Source organism: Brumimicrobium sp. (genome assembly GCF_048268645.1).
Taxonomy (GTDB): domain Bacteria; phylum Bacteroidota; class Bacteroidia; order Flavobacteriales_D; family Crocinitomicaceae; genus Brumimicrobium; species Brumimicrobium ulvae.
Genome location: NZ_JBLWVE010000011.1, coordinates 54,251 through 80,318, shown reverse-complemented (window position 1 = coordinate 80,318; position 26,068 = coordinate 54,251). Strand labels below are relative to the sequence as shown.

Here is a 26,068-nt window from a genome sequence, read left to right as displayed (position 1 = left end):
GGTACAAAATATCAAGGTTATTGCTCAAGCACAACACTTTGATTGAGAATGTAGAAGCTACCAACCTCCTCCTCCACCTCCTCCAGCGCCACCACCAGAGAAGCCACCACTAGAGCCACCTCCGGATCTGCTCGAAGCAATTGAACTTTTCTGTGATGATGCAGCAACTGAAGAAACTGAGGAGATAGCTCCTAAAGCAACTGAAGAAGAAGTAAATCGGCCTATACGACTACTCGTTTTAAAACCATCATCCAGCACCTCAGCCGGGAAGTGTTGGCTCCACTTTTCAGACTGTCCAAATGCAATAGCATAAGGAAGGTTTTCTTCATAACAAGTAAAGTTCATATCAGGTTGATTCAAAGCGTTAATTCTTAATTCATCCGCATACTTTATAAACCTTTCAAAACCCAAAATATGATCCAACACCTGCCTACCTCGAACTGTAGGGCGATAAATTAGCTTCAAAAAAACAACCATAATAACGATCAAAGAAACAAACACTAAAGGCATTGTCCACCATGGCCCACCAAACACATTAGAAGTATATAACATCAAAAAAAAGCTGCTAAAAAAGATGATTATTTGAGGTAAAATGAGTCCACTATTCTTTTTATAAAAAACTCCTTTTTGCTTTTTTTCTAAGTCCTTCATCAATTGTTGAAAAGCAAGACTAATTCGTTTATCTGTTTTACCACTTATTGTTATTGAATTAGCTCCTTTCATCAATTTAGATAAGAAGTTCTCTTCAATTTCGTTCAACTTTTTTTTATCTTTGTTATCCTCTATAAGCTCTACAGTAAATGATTTCTTTTTAAACCAACCACGCCCTTCGTCACCATTTGAATTGATTTTTACATGCCCTTTAACGGCCAATTGAATTAACTGAGCTGCAAATATATTTTTATCTGGTTTTGCCTTATTTTTTAAATATGATACCTCAGCAGGACTCATATTCTCTGGAGGGTAAAATTGCGGAATAATAGTTCCCTCTTTTGGATCCTTACCGAACTTTAACCACAAGAAAAAGTTAATCAGAAATGATAAAACAAGAGCAAGACCTCCAATTAAAAAAAGTCCTTTATCTCTATAAAAGTAATTTACCCTTTGATTAAATGATGCAGGAGTCATAACGCTGCTTTCAAAATCAATTGAAAAAGTTAGGTTTTCATTGCGACCTAAATTTGTACAATAAAAAGTATGTGCAGATTCATTTATAGCGTAAGACTCAAAATCTTCACTCTCCTCAGAACCGTATTTACCTACCCATGCATTGAAGTTCTCTATTTTGGAATTATTTGGTAAATAAACTTTAGCAACTAAAGAATCTATTCCTAAATCCCAATCATTCCCATTGACATTCCACATTAATTCACAGCTGCTGTTTTTATCGTCACAAACAACACTTCTATCTAATTCATAAACAATTTCATAAACATGCCTTCCAGGGTCGATCATAAAATCTTTTTGTCCAACCATTATTCGAAGTCCACCCTCATAAGACTCAATGAAATATGGCTCTGGATACCCATTTCGCATAACATCAACAACCTTCAATTTTTGTCTTCTTCTCTCGTCATTTACATAGAAGTCTAAGGGAATTGCTCTATAAATCCCACTTTTTATCCTAGCATTATGAACTTCTACCGAGATTTTCTCATGCACAATTACACTTCCATCCTCTTGAATTTTAATATCACTTTCAAAAACATGGATCTTTTCGGTCTGTGCCGAGAGATTATATGAAATAAGCAATAAAAATAGTAGTAATAGTCGTTTCATTTCTATTCAAAAATTTTATGAGGTTCACGTTCAAAGGATTCTATTTCATAAAACGGTCTTTCTTTAAAACCAAAAGGTCCGGCAATGATCAAATTAGGAAAAACACCAATTTTGGTATTATAATCTCGGATGGTTCCATTTAAATATCGTCTTGACATGGCCAACTCATCTTCAACTATAGAAAGTTCTTTCATCAACTCCAGAAAATGGGTGTTGGACTTCAACTCGGGATAATCTTCGACGGTTACTTTAATGGATTGACTCACCAAATTCAGTCCAGCATCTTCTTTTTCTTTTTGCACCATATCTTTTCCATCCTCCGACCGCAAAGCTGTCACCTTTTCAAATGTTTCCGCTTCGTAGTTGGTGTATCCTTTCACAATTTCCACCAACCTCGGAATCAATTCGAAACGTTTCTTCAATTGCACATCAATTCCTGCCAATGCTTCATTGATCGATTCTCTTGCAGTAATGAGTTGATTGTAAATCACCCAAATGAAAATCAAAAGGATGACAATCAAGGTTGAAATTATAAGAGTAGTATTCATGCTGGTAAATATAATAATTATGAATTAGAAATTACCGACGGTTCGTCTTTTGGGAAGTTGGTTATGAGTTTTGAGGGGTGTTTTATTTATCTACACAAGCGCCCTTTATGTCAGTGAATAATTTTTTGATTTTATTTTCTCCACCCTTTTCAAATGGATTTTAATTCCGGGGAATAAGCTGGCGAATTTCATGTTTTTTTTGTATTTTCATTTAAACAATAGACTAAAACCTAAAATCACCACCATGAGAAATGACCACCTTGGAAAATACCTAAACGACTTCGAATCACTTATTGACACGCCATTTATGAGCTTGGACAAGATTGAATGGTGGCTCTTAAAACATTCAGACGCACAAAAGCAAATTATAGCATACCAAGAAAGTAAATATACTAGTTTTGAACACGAGGACGGCAGTATAAGTAGGTTTCCACCTTTAAAAGAAGTACTCACCGAATCTGAACTTAAGTTTTTAAACTTATATTCAGAATTAGAAACAATTTCTGAGTTTCATAGAAGCGAAAGTTCCTTCGAGAAAGAATTGCATATATATCGTGAAATCAAACATTCTCCTTCCGATGTGAAAGATTGGGTTGCAAAACATGAAGTATTAGCAACTCAGGATTATGCATACTTTCTTGTTGATTATCTAGATTATGATGTAAATGCAAAACATTTGAATGTTAATATTTACCGCATTAAAGAATTTGAACTTTATATTGATCATGAAGATTTTAAGTACACAGTTGAGTTTCTTACACTATTTAATGATTTGTTTTATACTCAACATGTTTTACCCGAAAGTATTGCAAAAATAAGAGCAGAAATGGATAGTTTGCCGTTTTATGATGAGGAATTGGATGAGGAATAAAAGTAAGGAATTATAAACTTCTCTTATTAAGACTTCCATTGTCCCGACACGTTTTGTCGGCGCTCTATTCTAATTTTGTTACATTATCAGAACTAAAAACATCCCCATGAATCTCACCAAGCACACCATCAGAAAAAACCTCAACTTTCTCAATAACAACCAAGCTGAATTCATCGCCATTGAAAAAGATCTAGAATACAAAATTCAAGACATTCCAACTGCTCAATTCGTTAAATTGGTTCCAGTCCATAGTGGAGAGAAATTACTTACGGAGCTCAATCAAAAGCGATACAAAAGAGGTGGAATTTATAACAACTTCTCCCCCACTTTTGACATTGATGAAGTGACACATATTAAAGTTGATCTTCATGCTTTTAAAGAGCAGAACATATCGCTGTCTATTTTTGAATTACGTGCTTTTTTGAGACGATTAAAACAAAAGTATAACTATGAGATTGCGTTTATAAAAGGACTTGACTTGGTAGGATTGGGAGAATATGAAGGCAAGGATAAAGCGTTTAAAGATACGCTGTTTCTGGATCAGTTAAAAACGATAAAGGATGAGTTGTTTGTGGTGATGGTGGTTGGGGAGTAATAAAGATGATAAACGAATTGATTAGAGTCTGTTCAGAAAAGTGTGTCATTAGAAATCACTATCGTCCGATTAAAAAACATTACCCCTTAACTTAGGTTTTTCGCTTCAACAATTCTGAATATTACTAAATTCTTTACAGTCCCAATAAAACTATTTACGCTTCTTAAAATACTCCTCAACACACCCCCTACCTGATTAAATTTATTAACTTTAAGACCTCTTTTATATTTAGTGATTTACAAACCGAATTAAGACATTAAAATTAACAACCTGAAACCCCATCAATCACAAACAAAACTAAAACTATGGCAATAAAAAAATCCGAATTATATAGCTCGTTATGGGCAAGTTGTAATGAACTGAGAGGTGGAATGGATGCTTCGCAATACAAAGATTATGTATTGACGATGTTGTTCGTTAAATATGTTTCTGATAAGAATGCCGGAGATCCAATGAGTTTGATTGAAGTTCCAAAAGGCGCTTCTTTTGAAGATATGGTAGCATTGAAAGGTCAGAAGGATATTGGGGATAGAATCAATAAGGAAATTCTGAAACCACTGTTTGCAGCAAATGGTTTGGAGGGTTCAATGGAATTGGCTGACTTTAACGATGATGATAAATTAGGAAGTGATCAGGAAAAAGTGGATCGATTGACAAAATTGATTGCCATTTTTGAAAATCCTGCCTTGAACTTTAAGAATAACCGTGCAGAAGACGATGATATCCTAGGAGATGCCTATGAGTTTTTAATGCGTCACTTTGCTACGGAATCAGGAAAGTCGAAAGGACAGTTCTATACGCCAGCGGAAGTATCACGAATTTTGGCAAGAGTTATTGATGTTCATAAAGCAGATAAACCTTCATTTACTGCTTATGACCCAACCTGTGGTTCGGGATCTTTGTTGATGAAAGTTGCTGAAGAATCTCAGAATGGATTGACGATTTACGGACAAGAAAAAGATATTGCAACACGTGGTTTGGCCATTATGAATATGTGGTTGCACGGTTATCCAGAAGCAGAAATTGCAGGAAAAAACACGATTGCTTATCCTCAATTTAAAGAAGACGATGGTTCGTTAAAGCGTTTTGACTTTGTAGTCGCCAATCCTCCATTCTCAGTAAAAAACTGGACCAGCGGAATTGTACCGATGGACGATGAGTTTAATCGTTTTGCGGAATATGGTGTGCCACCAGAAAAGAATGGTGACTATGCTTTCTTATTGCACATCTTGGCTTCTTTAAAAAGCACTGGAAAAGGAGCGATAATTTTACCGCACGGTGTTTTGTTTAGAGGAAATGCGGAGGCGGAAATTCGTCAAAACATTATTGAACGTAAGTGGATCAAAGGAATTATTGGTTTACCTGCCAACTTGTTCTACGGAACGGGAATTCCAGCGTGTATTATTGTGATTGACAAAGAAAACGCCGAAGAACGCAAAGGAATATTTATGATTGATTCTTCGAAAGGATTTATCAAAGACGGAAACAAAAATCGTTTGCGTGAACAAGACATGCATAAAATTGTGGATGTCTTTAATCATCAAAAAGAAGTAGAAAAATATTCGCGTTTTGTTCCATTTGAAGAAATTGAAAAAAACGAGTTTAACCTAAATATTCCGCGTTATATCGATACACAAGAGGAAGAAGATATACAAGATTTGGATGCGCACTTAAATGGTGGTATTCCAACAAAAGATATTGATGGTTTACAAGGTTTCTGGAAGGTGTATCCAACATTGAGAAAAGAATTATTTTCTCCTTTACGAGAAGGCTATGCGCAGTTGAATGTAGAACCGAGTGCGGTTAAAGAGACCATATACAATCATCCAGAGTTTGACGCCTACAGTGTGAGTATTGGGAAAGCATTTGAAAATTGGAAAAATGAAATCTATGAGGATTTACAAGGAATAGATATCAATACTGCTCCTAAAAAGTTTATTAAACATATTTCTACGGCATTGCTCAACCAATATGCAGGAAAAGCCTTGATTAGTCAATACGATATTTACCAGTATTTGATGAATTATTGGAATGAGACCATGAAGGATGATACTTACTTGATTATTGAAGAAGGTTGGAAAGCAACAGTGAAAATTAATGAAAAGAAAGATAAAAAAGGCAACACTAAGGTAGAGAGCTGGACAACAGATCTTATTCCGAAAGAATTAGTGGTAAATAAATATCTCTTATCTGATAAAGCAGAACTGAATGATTTGGAAAATGAATTAGAGTCCAAAGAAAGTGAAATTCAGGAAATGATTGAAAACAATGGAGGTGAAGAGCAGGTTCTTAATGAAGTTATTAAAATTGGTGAAGCTAAGGAGAGTTTTGTAGAATACAGTGAAGCGGCCTATAATCATTATTACCCTAAAGAATATAAAGAAATTCAAAGCCTACTGGAGACTATTGATAAGAAATCAAAGGCTTTAATTAATCTTGAGGAAATAAGCTACTTTAGTTCTTTAAAGAATGCTCGTGGACAAGTTACACAAACCAATGTAAAGCGAAGTCTTAAAACACTTAACGAAGATTCAGAAGAAGCTAAAACATTAAACCAGTGGATAGACAGAACCAAACGAATTGCTCAGACTAGAAAAAAACTAGGTAAAATAACAAAGACTTTGGACCAGAAGTTAATGGAAAAGATTCAAAACAACGTCCAAGAAGAACATATCGTTGATTTGAAAATAATACACGATTTTATTGGCTTACATGAAGAAGTTTCTGCGTTAAAGAAAGACATTAAAGCCAAAGAAAAAGAATTGGATCTATTGACGCTTCAACAATTCCAAAAACTTACGGAAGCTGAAGTGAGAACTTTAGTGGTGGATGACAAATGGTTAATTGCTATCAAAAATGACATTCAATCTGAAATTGACGGAATTTCTCAACGTTTAACCACGCGGGTTAAAGAATTAGCAGAACGCTATGAAAATAAGTTGGGAACATTATCCGCAGAAACAGAAGAACTGGAAGCCAAAGTAGCTACTCACTTTGAAAAAATGGGATTGGTATGGAGTTAGAGAATCAAAATGAAAAGCAATTGTATGCTGATGTTTGTAGTTTGGTATCAAATGCCAAATCACAACTTGCACAGTCTGCTAATGCATCGCTCACTTTGATGTATTGGAAAATAGGTGAGCGCATTAACAACGAACTTCTTGATGGTGAGCGAGCTGAGTATGGGAAGCAAATTGTCGTATCGTTAGCACGACAATTAAGTTGGACGCATTTTATTGCTTTAATTCCAATTAAAGATGAGTTAAAACCTGAATTCTATGCGATGATATGCCAAAACGAAAGGTGAAACTAAAACGTCAATTCATAAACAGTAGAAAAGACAAAGAAAATGAATGAACTAGCAACTATGAAGACGAAAACTGGTTTTAAACAAACAGAAGTGGGGCTGATTCCTGAGGATTGGGAGGTTAAAACTATAGATGAAATTGCTGATGTCAATGGAGGAGGAACTCCTAGTACTACAATATCAGAATTTTGGAATGGATCAATTAATTGGTTTACTCCTACTGAAATAGGATACAGTAAATATGTAAATGAAAGTAAAAGGAAAATCACACATGAGGGACTTAATAAGAGCTCGGCAAAAATACTGCCAAAAGGTACAGTTTTATTAACAAGCAGGGCTGGTATAGGTGATATAGCAATCTTAGAGTTAGAGAGTAGTACAAATCAAGGATTTCAATCATTAACTGCAAAAGAAAATACAAGTAATGAGTTTCTTTATTATTTAATATTAATATCTAAAGAACAACTCTTGAAAAAAGCTAGTGGAAGTACTTTTTTAGAAATAAGTCCGAATAATGTTAAATCAATTCAAATCCCTCTTCCTCCCCTCCACGAACAAAAAGCCATAGCCACCGCTTTAAGTGATGTTGATGCATTAATCCAATCTTTGGATGCCTTAATTGCCAAAAAGAAAGCGATTAAACAGGGCGCAATGCAGGAGTTGTTGACGCCAAAAGATGGATGGAAAACCAAAACAATTAAAGAGGTATCTACTTTTAGAAGAGGAAGCTTTCCACAGCCTTATGGTCTTCCAAAATGGTATGATGATATCTCAGGAATGCCTTTTGTGCAGGTTGTGGATGTAGCAAAAAACAGAAAACTTAAAACAGAAACAAAGCAAAGAATTAGTGAAGAAGGCGCAAAAATGAGTGTTTTTGTAAAAAAAGGTTCGATTATCCTTACTATACAAGGTTCAATAGGTAGAATATGTATTACTCAATATGACGCATATGTTGATAGGACTCTTTTGATTTTCGAATCTTTGCTGGAAGAATTCAATAAGTACTTTTTTATGACAATTGTTCATCAAAAATTTGAAATAGAAAAAGAAAAAGCTCCTGGAGGAATTATAAAAACAATCACAAAAGAAGCACTTTCTAGCTTTGAGGTTTCTTACCCTAATATTATTGATCAAAATAGAATAGCACAAATCCTTTCTGACATGGATTTAGAGATTGAATCTTTAGAAAAAAAGAAGGAGAAATACGAGGAGATAAAGCAAGGGATGATGCAGGAATTGTTAACGGGTAAAACGAGATTGGTATGAGTGAGAATTTAATTTTAGACAAAGAGATAAAGAATAATACCTTAACTCTCTTATCAATAGGTGAATTGAAAGGCAAAGAGTTTCTTATTGGGAGTTACCAACGAGGATATAAATGGGGTAAAAAAGAAATTTTAGAACTATTAAATGATATAGATGCCCACAAGCAAGAAAATGGACCTTATTGTTTACAACCTTTAATTTTAAAGCCACTTGATGACGTCACGCATAATATTACTATTGATGGTGAAGAGCATATATTGTCTGAAAAAAATGAAATCGTTGATGGTCAGCAAAGGACAACTACTTTGTTCCTAATTTTAAAATACCTAGTTTTTAAAAAATACATCAAGGATGATTACCTATATAAAATCAATTTTCAAACGAGAATAAGAAGTGGTGTTTTTTTAGAAAAGCATATAGAAGAACTATTTAATCTAAACATTGGAATCATCAAGGAAAAGGAGTTAACTGAAAAAAACTATGAAGATTTAGAAAGCTTACACCTACTTTGGAATGAGTATATTATTAAAAATAATGATTACAACAATGTTGATGTATATCACTTCTTTACAGTTAGTTGCTATTTAAGAAAATGGATAGACACTATTCTTAATGATGAAAATAAACGAAAAGAATTTTTAGAAAAATTATTGGGAAATGTTAAGATCATTTGGTATTCAATAAACAATGCTGTGCAAGACAATAAGGTAGTTGAAGTTTTTTTAAATAACAATAAGGGTAAAATCGGTTTGACATCTTCCGAATTAATTAAAGCCTTGTTTGTCCTTGATATAAAAAATAGAGAGACTTCTAGTTTATTTGAAATCAAAGTTAATCAATTTGCTGCCGAATGGGACATGATTGAAAAGCAACTACAAAATGACTCTTTTTGGTATTTTATTCAACCGAATGAAGCCAAGTATGTGGAAGGAACAAGAATAGATTTTTTATTTGACTTACATTTTAAAAAGAAAGATAAAAGTGATGATCATTATGCTTATCGACAATTAGAAAATAAATATAATGCACAAGCCGTTTTTACTGATACATGGGAGGATGTTCTTCAACTTTATTATAAGCTACTTAATTGGTACAATGATCCTATGACCTATCATTTAGTAGGTTTTATAACAAATTCTAAAATAAAAAAAATAAATACATTATTAAGTGAATATAAAGGAAAAAGTCAAACCGATTTTAAACAAGAGTTAGAGGAGGTAATTCAATTGAGATTCTCTAAAAAACAAGATAAAGAGAACCCTCACTCCCCAAATGTATATAATTTAAAAACGGTTAATTATGACGACAATTACACGGAGTGCCGAGAAATTCTATTGTTATACAACGTCCTATACTATATTAATAATATGGCTGGCTTTAAGTTCCCCTTTGAATTGTTTATTAAAGAAAAATGGAGTATTGAGCATATAATCCCTCAAAACCCCAAAGATATTACGGATGTTAAACTTTACAAACAATGGGTTAAAGATGTTATCGAATATACTAAAATAACCTTTCCATTAAACATTTTAAGGGATCTTGAAAATATTAGTAGCATAAAAGAAATTGCTAACAATGAAGAACTCAAGTCCGCCATAGATAAACTAGTAATTGAAAGTAAAGATATAACTCACTTAATGAGTAACTTATTGCTATTGGACAAGAACACAAATAGCTATTTAGGAAATAAACTCTTTTCAGACAAAAGAAATACTGTTTTGAAATTTGATAAAAATGGTGTTAATGACAAAGGAGATCCCGTCTTTATACCAATTGAAACATTAAACGCTTTCAATAAAGTGAATGGAGATAAAATTAATATTGAAAACTGGACTAAAGAAGATGGTGATAATTATACCAAATCCATTCAAGAAAGGTTGATGAAGTTCTTACCTAAAAATTAAACATCAAATTTGAAATGAAAGAAATAAAAACCCTTTGGGATATATTAGATAATTATGGAATTGAGGTGCCACCTATACAAAGAGATTATGCCCAAGGTAGAGAAACTGTTCATGTAAAGAAGGTCAGAAATAAATTTCTAAGCGCACTGTTATATTCACTTAGGGAAAAAGAAAAATTGCATCTAGACTTTGTATATGGAAAGATCAATGGATTAAAAAATGAAGAAGAGCATAGAAGAAATAAATTAGCACTAAAATCTCTTTTAAAAAATGTAAGTGACTATGCTTTAAGTGTAGATTTAAGAATTCCCGAAGTTAATATCGAAGACAAATCAAACGATAAAACGGAATTAATTTACCTTGTACCACTTGATGGACAACAGAGATTAACAACATTATTTTTAATTCATTGGTATATAGCAAAAAGAATAGGATATCAAGATGGGCTGGAGGTTTTAAAAAGATTTCGATATAAGACTAGACGAAGTTCAACTGCTTTTTTAAAGCTTTTAACGGCTTCAGATTCCATTTTTGGATTTAAGGATAATTTAAGGCTAGAAATAACTGATTTAGAATTTTTTTCTAGTTCGTGGTTGGACGACCCTACTGTAGATAGTATGTTGGTAATGCTAAATGAGATTCATGAATGCTTAAAAGAAGTAAAGTCAGATGATTTAACAAAGTATTGGCATAGACTAGTGAAGGATAAAGTAATTTGGTTCGATTTTTTAAACCTAAAAGACTTCAATTTATCTGACGAGCTTTATGTTAAAATGAATGCCAGAGGAAAGCAGCTAACTCCATTTGAAAACTTTAAAGCTTGGTTAGTTAATGAGTTAGTAAAACGGAAGGTTATAACTAATGAGAATAGTAAAAGGTATAATCATAAAATAGATATTGAATGGAATGATATTTTTTGGAATTACAAAAAAGAAGGAGAATATAGAATCGATTCAGTTTATTTTAATTTTTTCAAACTATTGTTTTTCTATGATAATGTAAAAAGAGCCAAGCTTAATAAAAATACTTTTGAAGATAAAACCAAAGAGCATGCTTTTATTGAGAACGTCTTAAAAAATAAAGCATTTGATTGGGAGGAAACATTTGGATGCAATGATTTCTTTGAAAATATTCCTAAGTATTTTAATTTACTATCTATTTGTGAAAAATATGAAGTAAGGGAAAACCAACATTTAAAAGAACTCTTCAACTTTGTTTTCAGCTCAGATGGACTTGAACCATCGTGGCAAAAACTATTAAGTAATTATATAACTCTTGCCTTTATTATACATAAAAACAAGAGCTTAAGTATATATTCTAAAGATGATTGGGATCAGTTGAATTCGTATCAAAGAGTTATGTTTAATATGTTCAACAACTCTATAATGGATAACCCTAAGCTTTATAAAAATACAATGATTCAAATTGATAATTTGAACACTGACTTTAAAAAGCTTGATTATGATATTGATCAATGGATTGAAACATTTGAAATTGATTCTTTATCGTCATTCAGTGAACACCAAGTCTTAGAGGAGGTTTTAAAGGTTAGGCTATTAAAGGATAATGATTGGAAAGTGTTGATTTTTGAGGCAGAAGAAAATAAATATTTTAACGGTCAATTGAACTTTTGGTTCTTTCATATTGACACTTCTATTAAAAAAAATGATTTTGATAAAAATATTTTAAGTGATAAAGTTAAAAAAGATGCTTTCTTTAAAGTTAGCTACAAACTAAACTTATTATTTAAAGACGGCCATTTAAATAGAAAAGACGGCTTCGAAAACTATATACTTGAAAGAGCTTTATTATCTGGCTCAGACTATTTACTCAGTGAAAAAAAATATAAGTGCTTTTGTAGAGGAGTTGGTCGTGATGTAAGCTGGAAAAGATTGTTTTTAAGAGATAGAAATTCATCTGAAACAAACAAAACATTAAAAGAAATTTTCAATTTAGATTTCGATGATGTCCAAACTTCTTTCAGGAATTATATTAGCCAAAATGAACCGAATTACTTTAAAAAGAGGTGGAGAAGAGTTTTTATTGAAAATCATGATTTGTTTGAAAAAATAGGAAATCAAAGATATATCAGAAAAATAGAGAATCATGGCTGGGTAATTATTATGGATCACTATAAGACTTATATTGGCGCTCATTACGAGTTGTATAGTTTAGACCTTTATCTAAAAAGTATTGAAGGTAAGGTTTTTAAACCATTTACAAACAGTGGCTATCATAGCGCTCCTAAAAATAGTAAAGAAGATGTTCCGTTAACCTATATAAATGGATGGAAATATAAAAACAGAGAATATGCTATAAACATTTCGTATTCTTACGATAGTCAATTATTTTTTATCAAGTTTTTCCACAAAGAAACAGATAGTTACTGTCAAGATATGAAGAGAATTTTAGGAGAACATAATTTCTTACTTGAAGGAAAACATAATTTCTTCTATACTCACTTAGCTGACGAGAAGGTTGTTTCAGAATTAAATATTCTTTGTGATAAATTAAAAGATATATAGTCTTATTAAACACTTTTAGCGAGATTAGAGTAGCAATAATAAAATACTATACAAATATCTATAAACACTATTAAGAAATCTTAGATTCAACTAATAAATGCAACTTTTAGGTTTTAATTATTTTACTAAAATAAGGCTATATTTGTTAAAACGTATAAATCGAAAGACTACAGATAGTTTTTTCAAAAAAAAACTAACCATCAACACAAACTCACATGAACACAATCGGTAAATCAGAAAGAACATCACAAAATAGAATTATAAAGCTATTTCAAACAGAGCTAGGCTATGAATATCTTGGTGATTGGCAAGATCAAGAACGCACGCAGCCTGTTGAAGAGCAATTGCTTTTTAAGTTTCTTACACAAAACCAAGGGTATTCAAATGTTTTGGCCAATAAGGCAATTCATGCTTTTACGCAAGCGGTGAATAATCTTTCTGAAGGATTGTATGAAGCCAACAAAAAAGTCTATAAACTGCTTCGTTATGGTGTCACTGTAAAAGAAGAGTTGGGGAAACCCAATGAAACCGTTTGGCTAATTGACTGGAAGGAAATCGAGAATAATGACTTTGCTATTGCTGAAGAGGTTACTGTTCAAGGGAATCATGATAAACGACCTGATATTGTTATTTATATTAACGGAATTGCTATTGGGGTTATTGAGTTAAAACGAAGTAAAGTAGGTGTTGAAGAGGGAATCCGTCAAAACTTAGACAATCAAAAACCAGAATTCATCCAGAAGTTTTATACAACGATGCAATTGGTCATGGCAGGAAATGACACCCAAGGAATTCGCTATGGAACCATTAAAACAACTGAAAAATATTACTTAAAGTGGAAAGAAATTTCAGCTAAAGAGTATGATTATGTTCTAGATAAGCATGTTGTACAATTGTGTAATAAAGAACGAATACTTGAATTAATCAATGATTTTGTGGTTTTTGATAAAGGCACAAAGAAGTTAGCCAGACCGAACCAATACTTTGGTGTAAAGGCAGCACAAGAAAACATTGCTTCGCGAACAGGTGGTGTGATCTGGATGTCACAAGGTTCAGGAAAAAGTTTAGTCATGGTTTGGTTGGCCAAATGGATCCGTGAGAATGTAAAAGACAGCCGCGTTTTAATCATTACAGACCGTGAAGAACTAGATGAGCAAATTGAAAAATTGTTTGTGGGTGTGGATGAAGGTATTTTCCGAACCAAAAGTGGTAGAGAGTTAATCCAAGTACTCAATGAAAAAAAACACTCACTAATTGGTAGTCTTGTTCATAAGTTTGGACGTAAATCTGAAGAAGGAGATTTTGATAGCTTTATTGCTGAGGTCAAATCAAATATCGCTACGGATTTTAAAGCCAAAGGAGACGTTTATGTTTTTGTGGATGAATGTCACAGAACACAAAGTGGAAAACTTCATGACGCTATGAAAATGATACTTCCTGACTCTATGTTTATTGGATTTACGGGAACTCCTTTATTGAAAAAAGACAAGCAAAAAAGTATCGAGGTTTTCGGCCCTTATATTGGTACGCCTTATAAATTTGATGAAGCGGTTGAAGATGGTGTCGTTTTAGATTTATTGTATGAGGCCAGAGATGTAGCTCAGTTTGTTACAGATCAAGATAAGATTGACGAATGGTTTAACACCAAAACCAAAGGGTTAACGGATGTTGCCAAAGTTGAGTTAAAAAGAAAATGGGGAACCATGCAAAAAGTTTTGGGTTCTAAGTCAAGATTGGCAAAAATCGTGAATGATATTGTGCATGATTTTGATACTAAGCCACGGTTATATACAGGAGAAGGAAATGCGATGTTAGTTTCTGGAAGTATTTATCAAGCGTGTAAATATTATGAATTATTTCAATCAGCAGGCTTTAAAGAATGTGCCATTATCACTTCTTATGAACCGCATCACGCAGATATTAAAGGAGAAGAAACAGGAGAAGGAAGTTTAACAGACCGTTTATTGAAGTATGAAGTTTATACAGAAATGCTCAACGGAAAATCTGCAGAACAGTTCGAGAAAGAGGTAAAGGCGAAATTTATCAATGAACCCAATAGAATGAAACTCTTAATTGTAGTGGATAAGCTATTGACAGGATTTGATGCACCATCGGCAACTTATCTTTATATCGATAAGAAAATGCAAGATCATGGTTTATTTCAAGCAATATGTCGTGTAAATAGAGTAGATTCAGAGGATAAAGAGTATGGATACATTATCGATTATAAAGATTTATTTAAAAGTTTAGAAAGATCGATTCAAGATTACACATCAGAGGTATTTGATGGATTTGACGAAGCAGATGTTCAAGGATTGTTGAAAGATAGGCATGAGGAGTCAAAAGATAGGTTAGAAACCAGTTTAGAAAGGGTACGTGCAATTTGTGAACCTGTTCATCCAAAAGACGAACCCAATTTTATTCGTTATTTCTGTGGCAATCCAGAGAATTCCTATGATTTAAAAACGAATGAAGAGAAAAGACTTACACTATACAAAGCTGTCGTTTCATTGATTAGGGCCTATTCAAATGTTGCCAATGAAATGAATGCATTGGGTTATACAGATGTTCAAGCTGAGAAGATAAAAGATGAGGTTAAGTTCTATTCAGACTTGAGAGATACAATCAAAAGAGCGAGTGGAGATCATCTAGATTTAAAAAGATTTGAACCAGGAATGCGTCAATTAATGGATCGATATATTGATGCTAGTTCAAGTCAAAAACTATCTGATTTTGAGAATGAATCTTTAACCGATTTGATTGTCAATTTGACAAGTGAACCCCAAGCAGAATATGGGAGCTCTAAAAAACAAGAAGCGGTTGCTGAGACGATTGAAAATAATGTGCGTAAAGTGATCAATGAAGAAGCACAAACGAATCCAAAATACTACGAAAAATTATCTCAGTTATTGGATGAAATTATTGAGCTAAGAAGGAGTGAAACTTTAGCATACGAAGCGTATTTGAAAGAAATCAAAGAATTGGCAGCAAAAGCATCAAGACGAAGTGAGAGCAATAGTTATCCGAAATCTATTGATACAAGAGCCAAACAAGCCTTATATGATAATCTCAATCAAGAAGAAGGACTTGCCAATACTTTACATTTAGTGATTGAAGACAATAAACTCGATGGTTGGAGGGATGGTGGAATTAAAGAAAAGAAGTTGATGTTGGCTGTAAATACAGTAATTGATGATCCAGATAAGACTTTGGAATTAATGGATATTATCAAAGCACAAAATGAGTACTAAAAAGGAAACATTGAATATCGCAAATGTAGAAATCGATGTCATTCGAAAGGACATTAAAAATATGCATTTAGCGGTTTATCCTCCAAATGGAAAAGTGAAAATATCTGCACCTACAGCAGCAGATGAAGAAGTTGTGCGCTTATTTGCTATTTCTAAATTAGGTTGGATCAAGAAACATGTCAAGAATTTTAAGAATCAACCCAGAGAATCTAAACGCACTTATGTGAATGGCGAAAGTCATTATTTTATGGGCCAACGTTACCTGCTAAAGTTAGAAGAACACGACGGCTATTCTAAAGTGCAATTGAAAGGGACTAAGCACATTGTTCTAAGAATAAAACCCAATGCAAGCACTGAAGAGAAATCTAAAGTGATGAAAGAATGGTACAGAAAGGAACTAAAAGCAGTTATTCCGTCACTCATTGAAAAATGGGAGAAAGTAATTGGCGTTCAATGCAATGATTGGGGAGTTAAGCAAATGAAAACCAAATGGGGAGCCTGTAACATTGAAGACAAGCGTATCTGGCTCAACCTTGAATTGGCTAAGAAACCTCCAATTTGTTTAGAATATATTATCGTCCATGAACTTGTCCACTTACTAGAAAGAAATCATAACGATAGATTCATTAAATACATGAATAAATTTATGCCCAAATGGAGATTGCACCGAGATGAATTGAATAGTTTACCTGTGGTGCATAATGATTGGGGGTATTGATTTTTTTTTTAAAGAGAGGTTGAGAGATATAAAACAGTTGAATTTTCATCATTATAACTGCTCATAGTATATTTTAAGCTTATCAGCCATCAATCGTCTTCTATCTATAAGGAATTGTTTGTAATCTTGATGAGTAGCAGATTCAAAAAAGGTAGGGATATCATTTAACCTCATGTTTTCACGTAATCCTGTTTCTGAATCTATTGTACTTATTTCGTTCTTACCTTTAGATATTTCTCCTTTTATTTTTGCCAAGTATTCATTCGGAGGCATTTTACCTACTTTAATATTAGAGGCTTGCTCAGTATAAACCAAATTTGCAACTTGATTATAAGCTTTTTGTGCAACCCCATTATCCATTAAATATTTTTTTGGAAAAAGATGATGAATATCTCCACGTTGTTCAATTAGACTGCTAATTTTCATACTCTTTGATAAGAAAGCAGGTGCATTCGCGTTAACTTGGGCTGCTAAATAAAGATTATACGCATTATTGTTCACACTAGAAGTTTCTAGATCATTGATAATTTTGAAATCCCAAAAACCTTCACCTAAGTTCGCTTTCTCCATTTGCTCAAAGTACACTTCAATTCCTTTCTCATTAATTTGTTTAATATCTTCGTCTATTCTAGATTCTGCTGAACCAGAATAACGACCAATTAACATTGACATAACCAACCATTTTTTCACATAAACCTGTGCCTCAGCCTCCCCTTTTCCTTCATCGCGTAACTTAAGGTACAATGCATAGGCAAAATTTAGTGTGTTTTTAGATGAGATTAACTTTGAATCGATAAGGCCGGCTGACTTTAAAATCATGATAAAACGTTGATAATTGGTCTGATTAACAAACGCTTCTAAACCATCAGATAGCTTTTTATAACTTGCTTCTGAAATTTCATATTCGTAGGTCCTTGCTTCAAAGTTACGACCAGACAATAACGCTACCAAATCACTGAACTTTCCTCGACTAAATTTGAAAGTGAATGCTACACGAAGCATATCTATATAGTCTGGAACATATAAATCATCCGAACCTGTCGCCATCCATTTAATTCCTTTGTAGTAGTCACTCTTTGAAAATTCAGAATCATTATCAATAATATGCTTATTGAAGTCTTTATCCACTAATAAACGACAGAAGTAATCTACCATTTTTCGCATTTTATTTCCACCATGCGCTTCGTCGGAAGCAATTTTGGACATTACGAAGTCAGCATTACTTAAAACCACTCCTTTTTGGTTTATTCGAATAAAAATTTCTGTAACCGTATCAATATCTAGACTAGCATCTAATTCAATAATCCCTACTTGTTTACTTTTAATTTTCTTCAGCTTTTCAATTCTATCCTCAATAAGATCTTCATCAGCATCTGGATTGTCTTTAAGGTACTTTCTAATCGCTTTGGTTATAGAAATTTCATCATTTACAATAGGATGAATGTTACTGATCCACTCAGGACTTTTTTCAAAGGCATTGTTCCATACCTCAAATCTTTCATTAATTGGGTTGAATGATATTCGGATGTTGATTTCTTTATAGTTTTTATTTAAAACCCTTTGTCCAACAATAGCAGCTGTCAATGCAGTAATTCTTTGTTGTCCATCAATTAGCACTTTCTTACCTGCTGATAATTCTCCATTCTTTAATTTCACATCTGGATTACGCCAGGTTATGATATATCCAACAGGGTAACCATGATATAACGAATCTATAAGGTCTCTTACTTTTGCAGCCTTCCAAACAAAAGGACGTTGAATTTCAGGAATTGCAATATCTCCTGATTTTATCCAACTTAATAAAGTTTCTACGGGTTGTTGATGTACGCTATATTTTGTCATTGTAATTTCAGAATTAGTGGTTAATTAAAATGAGTGTTTATTTTAGTTTTGTAAAAATCCAAATATAGGGATTTTATTGCAACGAGGAAGAGCAGCGTAAGTATCTCAATCACATTAATCTTTTCCACTCACTTTCACCAATTCTCCATCACCTCCACCCCCGTAAACCTTCCATTCAACCTAAAATACAAACTACTCAAGTACCCATCGTCCTCATCCATCAAATACAAATCAATACGGTTTTTGGTTGAGTTATTTACTTCGTTTTCCTCAACTCCTCCATCACCTCAAACCCGGTAAAACGTTCATTAAATTGAAAGTACAGATTGTCTAAGTACCCTTCATCTTCATCCATAACGAATAAATCTATACGGTTTTTAGTGTCGTTATTTACTTCATCTTCTTCAATTCCGTAGTAATCTAATCGGTGCATGATCCACAGGTGGTTGGCTAATCTTGTTATATCATATTCTGATTGAATGTCCTCTAAGCTTGGGATTTGATATGGATTTTCTTCGGTAGGTTCGGGTGCGTTCAACTTTCTCAAGATTATCCCACAACAATTTAGACGGTTGAGGAGTAATTTCATTTTTAATACGAAAAGATATTTTTCCTCCGCACTAAATGAACCTTTCAAGTTTTTGAATAGCCTTTCCTCATGATCTATAATGATTAATTTAACATCACTTTGAGTGATATAATCCTCAAGTAGCTGAAAGAAATCATCTTCATTATATTGCCATACATTTTTCAAATAAAAATTTTTCTGTTTGAAAGCTTTCATGGTTTTAGAGACTTTACTAGCCAATTTAGCGTCCCAAGGTTGTTTTTCTATACTACACGATTGAATATCTCCTTCAATGCAAAGTAGTTTTTTCGTTAATTCATCTAAGGATTCTACCTGAGGTAAAAACAGAACACCAGAATGATTAGCTACTCTTAAAGCCAATTCTTTTGCCATTGTTTTTGTTCCCATCGCTGCTGCACCACCCAAAACATAAAGTTCTCCCAGTTGAAGTCCATTCAATTGTTGGTCTATGTTGGAGAACCCCGTATTTATTGAAGACGAGACAAAGCCATCTACCGATGGTGCAAGAATTTTATTGAGGTGATGGTAAAGTGTGTTTATTGTTTTCATGATTTTTTTGATTTGATACAAAGGTGAGAAAGAGCTCCGTCAGAAGATGACGGGGTAGATTATTAGTGATGAATTGGGATTAGTTATGTCCTTTTTTTGACTTGCCCCTTCAGGGCGCTGAAGAGTTAGATGTATTCCAACCCAAGGACGCTGCCTTGGGTTGGAATAAGTTGCCCTTACAGGGCGGTATTTTACTTTGTTTTTATTTTGAATAGATTTTCAAGCGGACTGAAAACATAAATACTTGCAGTTTTATAAATCTTTCAAAATATCGCTTTTTGATTTACCTCTATTCAGCACAACCGCCCTATGTCTGGCTATTTCTGCTCTATTATCGTCAGCCTCCAAAGCTTCTGCTATGCGGTCTCTATAAAAGGTTGATTTGCGTTCAAAGTCAATGCTTTTAGCTCCATATTTATTGTAGAGTTGGATGAATTCATCTCGTTCTATTTTTGAAGTGTTTTGCAATCGTTTTGCTAATTGTAAAAGCAGATTTCTTTCTTTTCTAAGACCATTTTCTGCTAATTCTTGGGCAGCATCGATAACATTGGTGATTTCTTTTTCTACATCTTTTATTTGATGAAAAGTGGGAGATGCTTCTTCAGATGAAAGTGCGTAATGATAAATTTTATTTCCCATTCCTGCATTTTTAAAGGCGTTGTCAATCATCGAGTAGGCATTTTTTATATCTAAACTCGCACCCATGGTAATATTTTCTTCTCCGAAAATGTATTTCTCTGCCAGCAATCCACCGAGTTGAACTGCTGTTCTATGAATGAGGTATTTTTTGGAGGTAAAGTCTTCATAAGAACGGTTGTATACAAATCCTTCGCTTTTATCGGTGGCAGTTGCAGTAATCATTTGTGGCGCTTCCTCTAATAAATGCCCAATCAACACCGCATGACCTGCTTCATGAACAGCCGTTATCGCTTGCGACTCATTATCTTTTGGTTTCCGCAATTCACCTAGTTTTGACTGCAAGGGGATAGCTATCGTTTTAATTTCTGTATCCAGATTAAAAAGTTGGCAGACCAACTGATTCTCGACAACGGACAAAGATATTCTACTGACTTGCTTTTCTTCTTGCATTAAAGATTGAAAAATAAGGGCTGTTTTTGATTTCACCATTTGATAAATTGTGGTCAATACAGGACGCGCACCTTGTGTAGGATAAACCCCTTCTTCATAAATCTTATCGATTAAAGTCGCATCATAAGTCCAACTTACCGCATAGCGATTTTCCAACATTTCAAAATAGGCATCCAATTTCATTTGAATAAGTTGGCGATAAGCTTTTTTATTCAGCGCAGGATAAATAATGTGGTTATTTCCTAATCTAGCAATTTGCTCATCTCTAAAACGGTCTTGCAAAGCAGTTTTCACATCAGGAATGGTGATTTTCAGACTCGTTTCATGAAATTCATCTGCAGAAATATCGGCATTGAGATTTTTATTGATTTCATAAGCTTCATCCAAATTACCCACAACAAAAATGATGGATTTATGAAAATATACTTCAGTCGGTTGTTTGGCCTTCAATAAAACCTCTTCCATAAAGTTAATTGTTTGCTGGCCGTCCAAAGTTTTTAAGTAGTCTTTTAGATCTTCCACACTTTCACATTCGTATCGTTCAGGAATATACTCCAACAAACCATAATGCAAGCTTTTGGGAATAGCCCAACTTTTTTCAGTTTCTGATTCTATCAACAACAACTCTTTCATTTCATTCTCGAACAGTTCTTTCTCTTCTGTAACGTGACCATTTTTGACAGACACACCTCTATTGACAAGCATATTCATACTTCTTATGTACTGAACCAACTCGATGATAATATGCTTCCATTTATTTTGAATAATTTTACCAGAATCAAGCAAGTCCCAGAGCTGACGCTGTAATCCACTATCAATTTCTTTCTTACCTGTCATGGTGTTTCTGATTGTTCTTGCGTGTTGAAATTCATCGAGAATAATCATCACAGGTTCATCGTTGGACATCGTAGCCACTTCATTTATGGTGGAGTTAAAAGAATTACTGCCGTGTTTTACACCTAAATCAACCCGAAAAGCTTTATCTTTTATTTCGAGCAATTTTGCAATTCTTAGCAGTAAAGAAGTTTTTCCAACGCCGGTAAGTCCCCATAAATTAACCACAGTGGGCTGCATTTGAATCTCGGCTAAGGTGTACCAAGAATACATATAGTCAATGACTTCGTCAATGGCGCTGTCAATTCCAGTGAATTCTGTTTTGAGTTGGATGCGCACTTCCTCCAAGCGATTAACTTTTTCATTAAAACCATTTTTTAAGTCTGTTAATTCTTTATTCATAGTTGTTTTTTATTTGATTTAAGACAAATGTCGGAGTAGGCACTGACAGAAGGTGTCGGTGAGTGGTTTTAAATATTTTATGCAATAAGAACTTTATTTTAATTCGCGATTCGCGAATTGCGAATCAAGGATTAATTGTTATATTTGTATGAAAATTATATCTCATGAAAAAGCACAATGGAATGCGTCCCCACGATATAGTGATTCTATTAAAAATTGCAGCGAAAGAAAATAAACCATGGTTGATGAAGGAACTATCCCATGAATTGGGGATTAGCGCAAGTGAGGTGAGTGAAAGCTTAAGTCGTTCAGCATTTGCAGGGTTAATAACTCAGAATAAAAAGACTTTAATGAGATTATCTATATTAGAATTCTTAGTGCATGGTTTAAAATATGTTTATCCACAAAAGCCGGGTTCTATTCTTAGAGGTATTCCTACCGCACATTCTGCTTCGCCTTTAAGTAAGGAAATTATTAGTAATGAGTCTTTCGTATGGTCTTACGGCGAGGGTACAATAAGAGGTCAGTCTATCGAGCCACTTCACCCAAAAGTTCCTGAAGCTTGTTTAAAAGATCCATTATTTTATGAGTTCATGGCTTTGTGTGATACATTGAGGGTTGGTAAAGCGCGTGAAGTTAATATGGCAAAGGAGGAATTGAAAAATCGATTATTATGAAAAACACTTTGATTAATAGGGCTGCTACTAAAAAAATCGCTTATGCGTTAGAGGAGCTTAATAATGATGCTGTTTTCGTTGGAAGCGCAGTGGTGAGTTTATATATTGATGATAAATCAGCTGATGATGTTCGACCAACAAAAGATATAGATATAAGTTTGGAAATTACAACTGTTGGAGAGCTGGAAAAAATAAGAAATCGCCTAGAACAAAAGGGGTTTTATCAATCACATGAGGACAAGGTTGTTTGTCGTTTTCGATTTGAAGACATAAAAGTAGATGTTATGTCCACAAAAGAAGTAGGATGGGCACCAGCAAATCAGTGGTTTGAATCTGGATTTAAAGATTTAATTGAAGTCGAAATTGATGATATTACTGTTAGATGTTTGTCACTTCCTTACTTTTTAGCAACAAAATTTACAGCTTTTGAAAATCGAGGTGGAGAAGACCCTAGAACAAGTCATGATTTTGAGGATATTGTGTATATTCTAAATCATACATCAAGGCTTAAAAAAGAAATATTATCTAGCGAGAGTAAAGTCAAAAAATATCTCATTCACCGTTTTAATAAAATAATAGAAAACAGCAGTCAACATGAAGCGATTCTAGGAAATTTATTCCATGAAAATCAAGAGTATCGATTTAATAAAATAATGAAGACACTTAATGAGGTTTGTAGTAATAGTTGAGAACCTTCAGTTGAACTCTATATCTTTTCCAACAGATTATAAAGTCTAACATTGATAAAGTAGGAATTCCTCCCTCTAAAAATGTTTAAAAAAATCAATATTCTTATATTCGCCTAAAAACCCCATGTCAGCACAAGCCATCATTCGTCGTTACAAACGCATTATCGATTTACTAGAAACTGGTCAATTTCCTTCTATGGAAAAAATCATGGAATACAATGAACGTATTGGATTGAAAGCTTCTAAGCGAACACTGGAGCGAGATTTTGAGGCGATTCGGAATGAATTTGATGTGGAAATTGAATACAATCAAAGTAAACGAGGGTATTTTATCAATAAAGAAAAAAGTTTACCGATTGACAGTTTTTTGCGTTTGCTGGAGTTGGTAGAAACAGCGCATGTTTTTCAGGAAAGTCTCCAAGAAAGCAAAGAAACTTTGAATTATATTGATTTTGAACACGAGGGAAATGTTTCTGGGATTGAATTCTTACAAGATATTTTAGTGGCTATTCGAAATCATCAACGGATTCGATTTAAACATGAGAGTTACCAATCAGGAAAATCAAAGAGGTATCAATTGAAGCCTTATCTCATTAAAGAATACCAAGGGAGGTGGTATGTTGTGGGGGTTGTTGCTGGAATGCATGAAATTCGAACGTTTGGATTGGATCGAATTTCGGAATTAGAAATTCTTACCAAAACATTTGTTCCTGATGCGGATCTGAACTTAAAAGAACGTTTTAATGATGTGGTTGGACTTGTTTACACAGGAATTGAAGTTGAAAAAGTAGTCATAGCTGTACAAAAGAGTCAGGTTCCATACCTCAAGTCTGCCCCACTCCACTCTTCTCAAAAGTTTATCAAAGTTGAAGATGGTAAGGATCTTATTGAATTAAGATTGAAGCCAAATTATGAGTTCGTTCAGCGGGTGTTTATGCAAATGGATACTGTTCGGGTTATTGAACCTGAGTGGTTGGTGAAGGAGGTTAAGGAGAGGGCTGGGCGAATGTTGGAGGGGTATTAATAGCCCTACCCCACCGCCAACTTCGCACTTTCCTTCCACAAATAATGCGGTATCGGCTCGGCCAACTCCCAGTTTATAGACATTGGTTTTGCGCCTTCCTAATTTCTTCTAAAATTGGAATATCAGCTACTGCCCCGACGAAACCAGAAAGCTTGGCGAACACAAAACCTATTTGAACACGCAAAGAAAGAGCGACTTTAGAAGCTCCTTTGTTTGGGTTGTTTCAAAAGGATTTGGGGAGGCAACTTGGCGGTGTAGGCGGAAATAGGCTCAAAAAAAAATAGATGATAAATTACTTCTGTTTCTGTTGAGGTTCCCTTTGTTCTCGATACAAATTTCTCCACTGCGTTGTGAAATTCACTCGAACTGACGAGAGCGATACAAAAATCTACACCACATTTCAAAATTCACTCGAACTGACGGGAACGATACAGCACGTCAGTTAGAGTACCGCCGCTGACTGAATCTATATTACCAACTGAATTATGGCGTTTCTATCTTACCTGACTTATATTGTTATCATTTTCTCTCCACTCTGCCTAAAGTTATAGATCAGCTCTCTACAATTAAATTACTACTTTCTTGAATTTTATGTTTATCAAGTTAACTTTGGAGCAGAGTGAAAACAGTGAATAACATGTCTAAAATTATCCCCTTAAAATTAGAAATATGAATACAAATGTAGATGTGAACGATATAGTTCAAAATCTTTACGAACAGATAAAGAACAGTGAAGACAAAGGAAGCTTAGCATCTTACATTCCTGAATTAGAAAATATAGATTCAACGCTTTTTGGGGTACACATCTCAACGATTGACAATTCAAATTTTGGAGTGGGAAATTACTATGACAAGTTTTCTATTCAAAGCATTGTCAAGGTATTATCGCTTATTATGGCGTATGACTTACTCGGTGAGGAATTATGGACAAGGGTAAAAGTGGAACCTTCTGGAACACCTTTTAACTCACTGATTCAACTTGAAGTAGAGAATGGAATTCCGAGAAACCCATTCATAAATGCTGGAGCGCTTGTTATTGCTGATGTTCTATTAAATAACTTAAAGAACCCTAAAGAAGATTTCCTGAATTTTGTAAGAAACCTTTCCGATAGCAAAGACATTGCTTATTCATCAAAAATAGCCAATTCTGAAAGGGAAGTCGGATACAGAAATGCTGCTTTATGCAATTTAATAAAGTCATTCGGAAACATAGAAAACGAACCTTCTGATGTACTTGACTTCTACTATGATCTTTGTTCACTTGAAATGAGTTGCGAAGAACTCTCCAACCTGTTTTTATTTTTAGCCAATGACGGCTTTACCTTAACGGAAAGAAAACAAATACTTACCCGAAGTCAAACCAAAAGAATAAACGCATTAATGCAAACCTGCGGCTTTTACGATGAATCAGGAGATTTCGCTTTCAAAGTTGGCCTTCCTGGAAAAAGTGGCGTCGGCGGTGGAATTGTGGCAGTACATCCAAAACAATACGCCATTGCTGTTTGGAGTCCGAAATTAAACGCCAAAGGAAATTCATATAAAGGAATGCGCTTTCTTGAAGAGTTTACAACAAAAACCGAATCTTCGATATTTTAGAGTGGTTGAAGAG

General features: G+C 34.0%; 18 protein-coding genes. 13 read left to right on the top strand and 5 right to left on the bottom strand.

Annotated features, from left to right (window positions below):
- Positions 1-57: 57 nt before the first annotated feature.
- Both ACN0U3_RS10075 and ACN0U3_RS10070 read right to left on the bottom strand, forming a co-directional pair.
- On the bottom strand, positions 58-1,779 hold the full coding sequence (locus ACN0U3_RS10075; protein WP_417266126.1) for a DUF2207 domain-containing protein: 1,722 nt from the start codon (positions 1,777-1,779) through the stop codon (positions 58-60).
- Positions 1,780-1,781: 2 nt separating this feature from the next.
- The gene (locus tag ACN0U3_RS10070) at positions 1,782-2,327 is read right to left on the bottom strand and encodes a LemA family protein (protein WP_101334529.1); all 546 of its coding nucleotides are present in this window, start codon (positions 2,325-2,327) and stop codon (positions 1,782-1,784) included.
- A gap of 244 nt (positions 2,328-2,571) precedes the next feature.
- Here ACN0U3_RS10070 and ACN0U3_RS10065 point away from each other — a divergent pair, with 244 nt between their 5' ends.
- The 9 genes from ACN0U3_RS10065 to ACN0U3_RS10025 all read left to right on the top strand — a co-directional run bounded on the left by ACN0U3_RS10065 (position 2,572) and on the right by ACN0U3_RS10025 (position 16,764).
- Positions 2,572-3,198, top strand: coding sequence for a hypothetical protein (locus ACN0U3_RS10065; RefSeq protein WP_417266125.1), 627 nt, complete (start codon positions 2,572-2,574; stop codon positions 3,196-3,198).
- Positions 3,199-3,304: 106 nt separating this feature from the next.
- Positions 3,305-3,793, top strand: a complete 489-nt coding sequence (locus tag ACN0U3_RS10060; RefSeq protein ID WP_417266124.1) for a hypothetical protein — start codon at positions 3,305-3,307, stop codon at positions 3,791-3,793.
- Between the two features lie 305 nt (positions 3,794-4,098).
- Positions 4,099-6,816 carry a type I restriction-modification system subunit M gene (locus ACN0U3_RS10055; RefSeq protein ID WP_417266123.1) on the top strand — a complete coding sequence of 906 codons (2,718 nt, stop codon included), beginning with the start codon at positions 4,099-4,101 and terminating at the stop codon, positions 6,814-6,816.
- Complete coding sequence (locus tag ACN0U3_RS10050; RefSeq protein WP_417266122.1) at positions 6,807-7,100, top strand: DUF1016 N-terminal domain-containing protein; 294 nt, start codon at positions 6,807-6,809, stop codon at positions 7,098-7,100. The genes ACN0U3_RS10055 and ACN0U3_RS10050 overlap by 10 nt, the downstream gene beginning before the upstream one ends.
- Positions 7,101-7,142: 42 nt before the next feature.
- Complete coding sequence (locus tag ACN0U3_RS10045; RefSeq protein ID WP_417266121.1) at positions 7,143-8,366, top strand: restriction endonuclease subunit S; 1,224 nt, start codon at positions 7,143-7,145, stop codon at positions 8,364-8,366.
- On the top strand, positions 8,363-10,270 hold the full coding sequence (locus tag ACN0U3_RS10040) for a DUF262 domain-containing protein (protein ID WP_417266120.1): 1,908 nt from the start codon (positions 8,363-8,365) through the stop codon (positions 10,268-10,270). The genes ACN0U3_RS10045 and ACN0U3_RS10040 overlap by 4 nt, the downstream gene beginning before the upstream one ends.
- Positions 10,271-10,284: 14 nt before the next feature.
- Positions 10,285-12,795, top strand: coding sequence for a GmrSD restriction endonuclease domain-containing protein (locus ACN0U3_RS10035; RefSeq protein WP_417266119.1), 2,511 nt, complete (start codon positions 10,285-10,287; stop codon positions 12,793-12,795).
- Positions 12,796-13,010: 215 nt separating this feature from the next.
- The gene (locus ACN0U3_RS10030) at positions 13,011-16,046 is read left to right on the top strand and encodes a type I restriction endonuclease subunit R (RefSeq protein ID WP_417266118.1); all 3,036 of its coding nucleotides are present in this window, start codon (positions 13,011-13,013) and stop codon (positions 16,044-16,046) included.
- Positions 16,036-16,764, top strand: coding sequence for a M48 family metallopeptidase (locus ACN0U3_RS10025; RefSeq protein ID WP_417266117.1), 729 nt, complete (start codon positions 16,036-16,038; stop codon positions 16,762-16,764). Before ACN0U3_RS10030 ends, ACN0U3_RS10025 begins: the two co-directional genes overlap by 11 nt.
- Before the next feature lie 51 nt (positions 16,765-16,815).
- Here the strand turns inward: ACN0U3_RS10025 and ACN0U3_RS10020 are convergent, their stop codons facing one another.
- The 3 genes from ACN0U3_RS10020 to ACN0U3_RS10010 form a co-directional block, all read right to left on the bottom strand.
- Complete coding sequence (locus tag ACN0U3_RS10020; protein WP_417266116.1) at positions 16,816-18,606, bottom strand: GmrSD restriction endonuclease domain-containing protein; 1,791 nt, start codon at positions 18,604-18,606, stop codon at positions 16,816-16,818.
- 256 nt (positions 18,607-18,862) lie between these two features.
- Positions 18,863-19,744: a DnaB-like helicase C-terminal domain-containing protein gene (locus ACN0U3_RS10015; RefSeq protein WP_417266115.1), complete on the bottom strand. Its 882-nt coding sequence runs from the start codon at positions 19,742-19,744 to the stop codon at positions 18,863-18,865.
- 252 nt (positions 19,745-19,996) lie between these two features.
- The gene (locus tag ACN0U3_RS10010; protein ID WP_417266114.1) at positions 19,997-22,069 is read right to left on the bottom strand and encodes an AAA family ATPase; all 2,073 of its coding nucleotides are present in this window, start codon (positions 22,067-22,069) and stop codon (positions 19,997-19,999) included.
- Between the two features lie 164 nt (positions 22,070-22,233).
- On the opposite strand from ACN0U3_RS10010, the gene ACN0U3_RS10005 reads away from it, so the two are divergent.
- The 4 genes from ACN0U3_RS10005 (at position 22,234) to ACN0U3_RS09990 (ending at position 26,055) form a co-directional block, all read left to right on the top strand.
- Positions 22,234-22,746 carry a hypothetical protein gene (locus ACN0U3_RS10005; protein ID WP_417266113.1) on the top strand — a complete coding sequence of 171 codons (513 nt, stop codon included), beginning with the start codon at positions 22,234-22,236 and terminating at the stop codon, positions 22,744-22,746.
- Entirely contained in the window at positions 22,743-23,435 is a 693-nt protein-coding gene (locus tag ACN0U3_RS10000; RefSeq protein WP_417266112.1) for a nucleotidyl transferase AbiEii/AbiGii toxin family protein, read from the top strand. The genes ACN0U3_RS10005 and ACN0U3_RS10000 overlap by 4 nt, the downstream gene beginning before the upstream one ends.
- Positions 23,436-23,559: 124 nt before the next feature.
- Positions 23,560-24,459 (top strand): helix-turn-helix transcriptional regulator, encoded by a 900-nt coding sequence (locus ACN0U3_RS09995; protein WP_417266111.1) that lies wholly within the window; start codon positions 23,560-23,562, stop codon positions 24,457-24,459.
- Positions 24,460-25,128: 669 nt separating this feature from the next.
- Positions 25,129-26,055, top strand: coding sequence for a glutaminase (locus ACN0U3_RS09990; protein WP_417266110.1), 927 nt, complete (start codon positions 25,129-25,131; stop codon positions 26,053-26,055).
- Positions 26,056-26,068 lie beyond the last annotated feature (13 nt).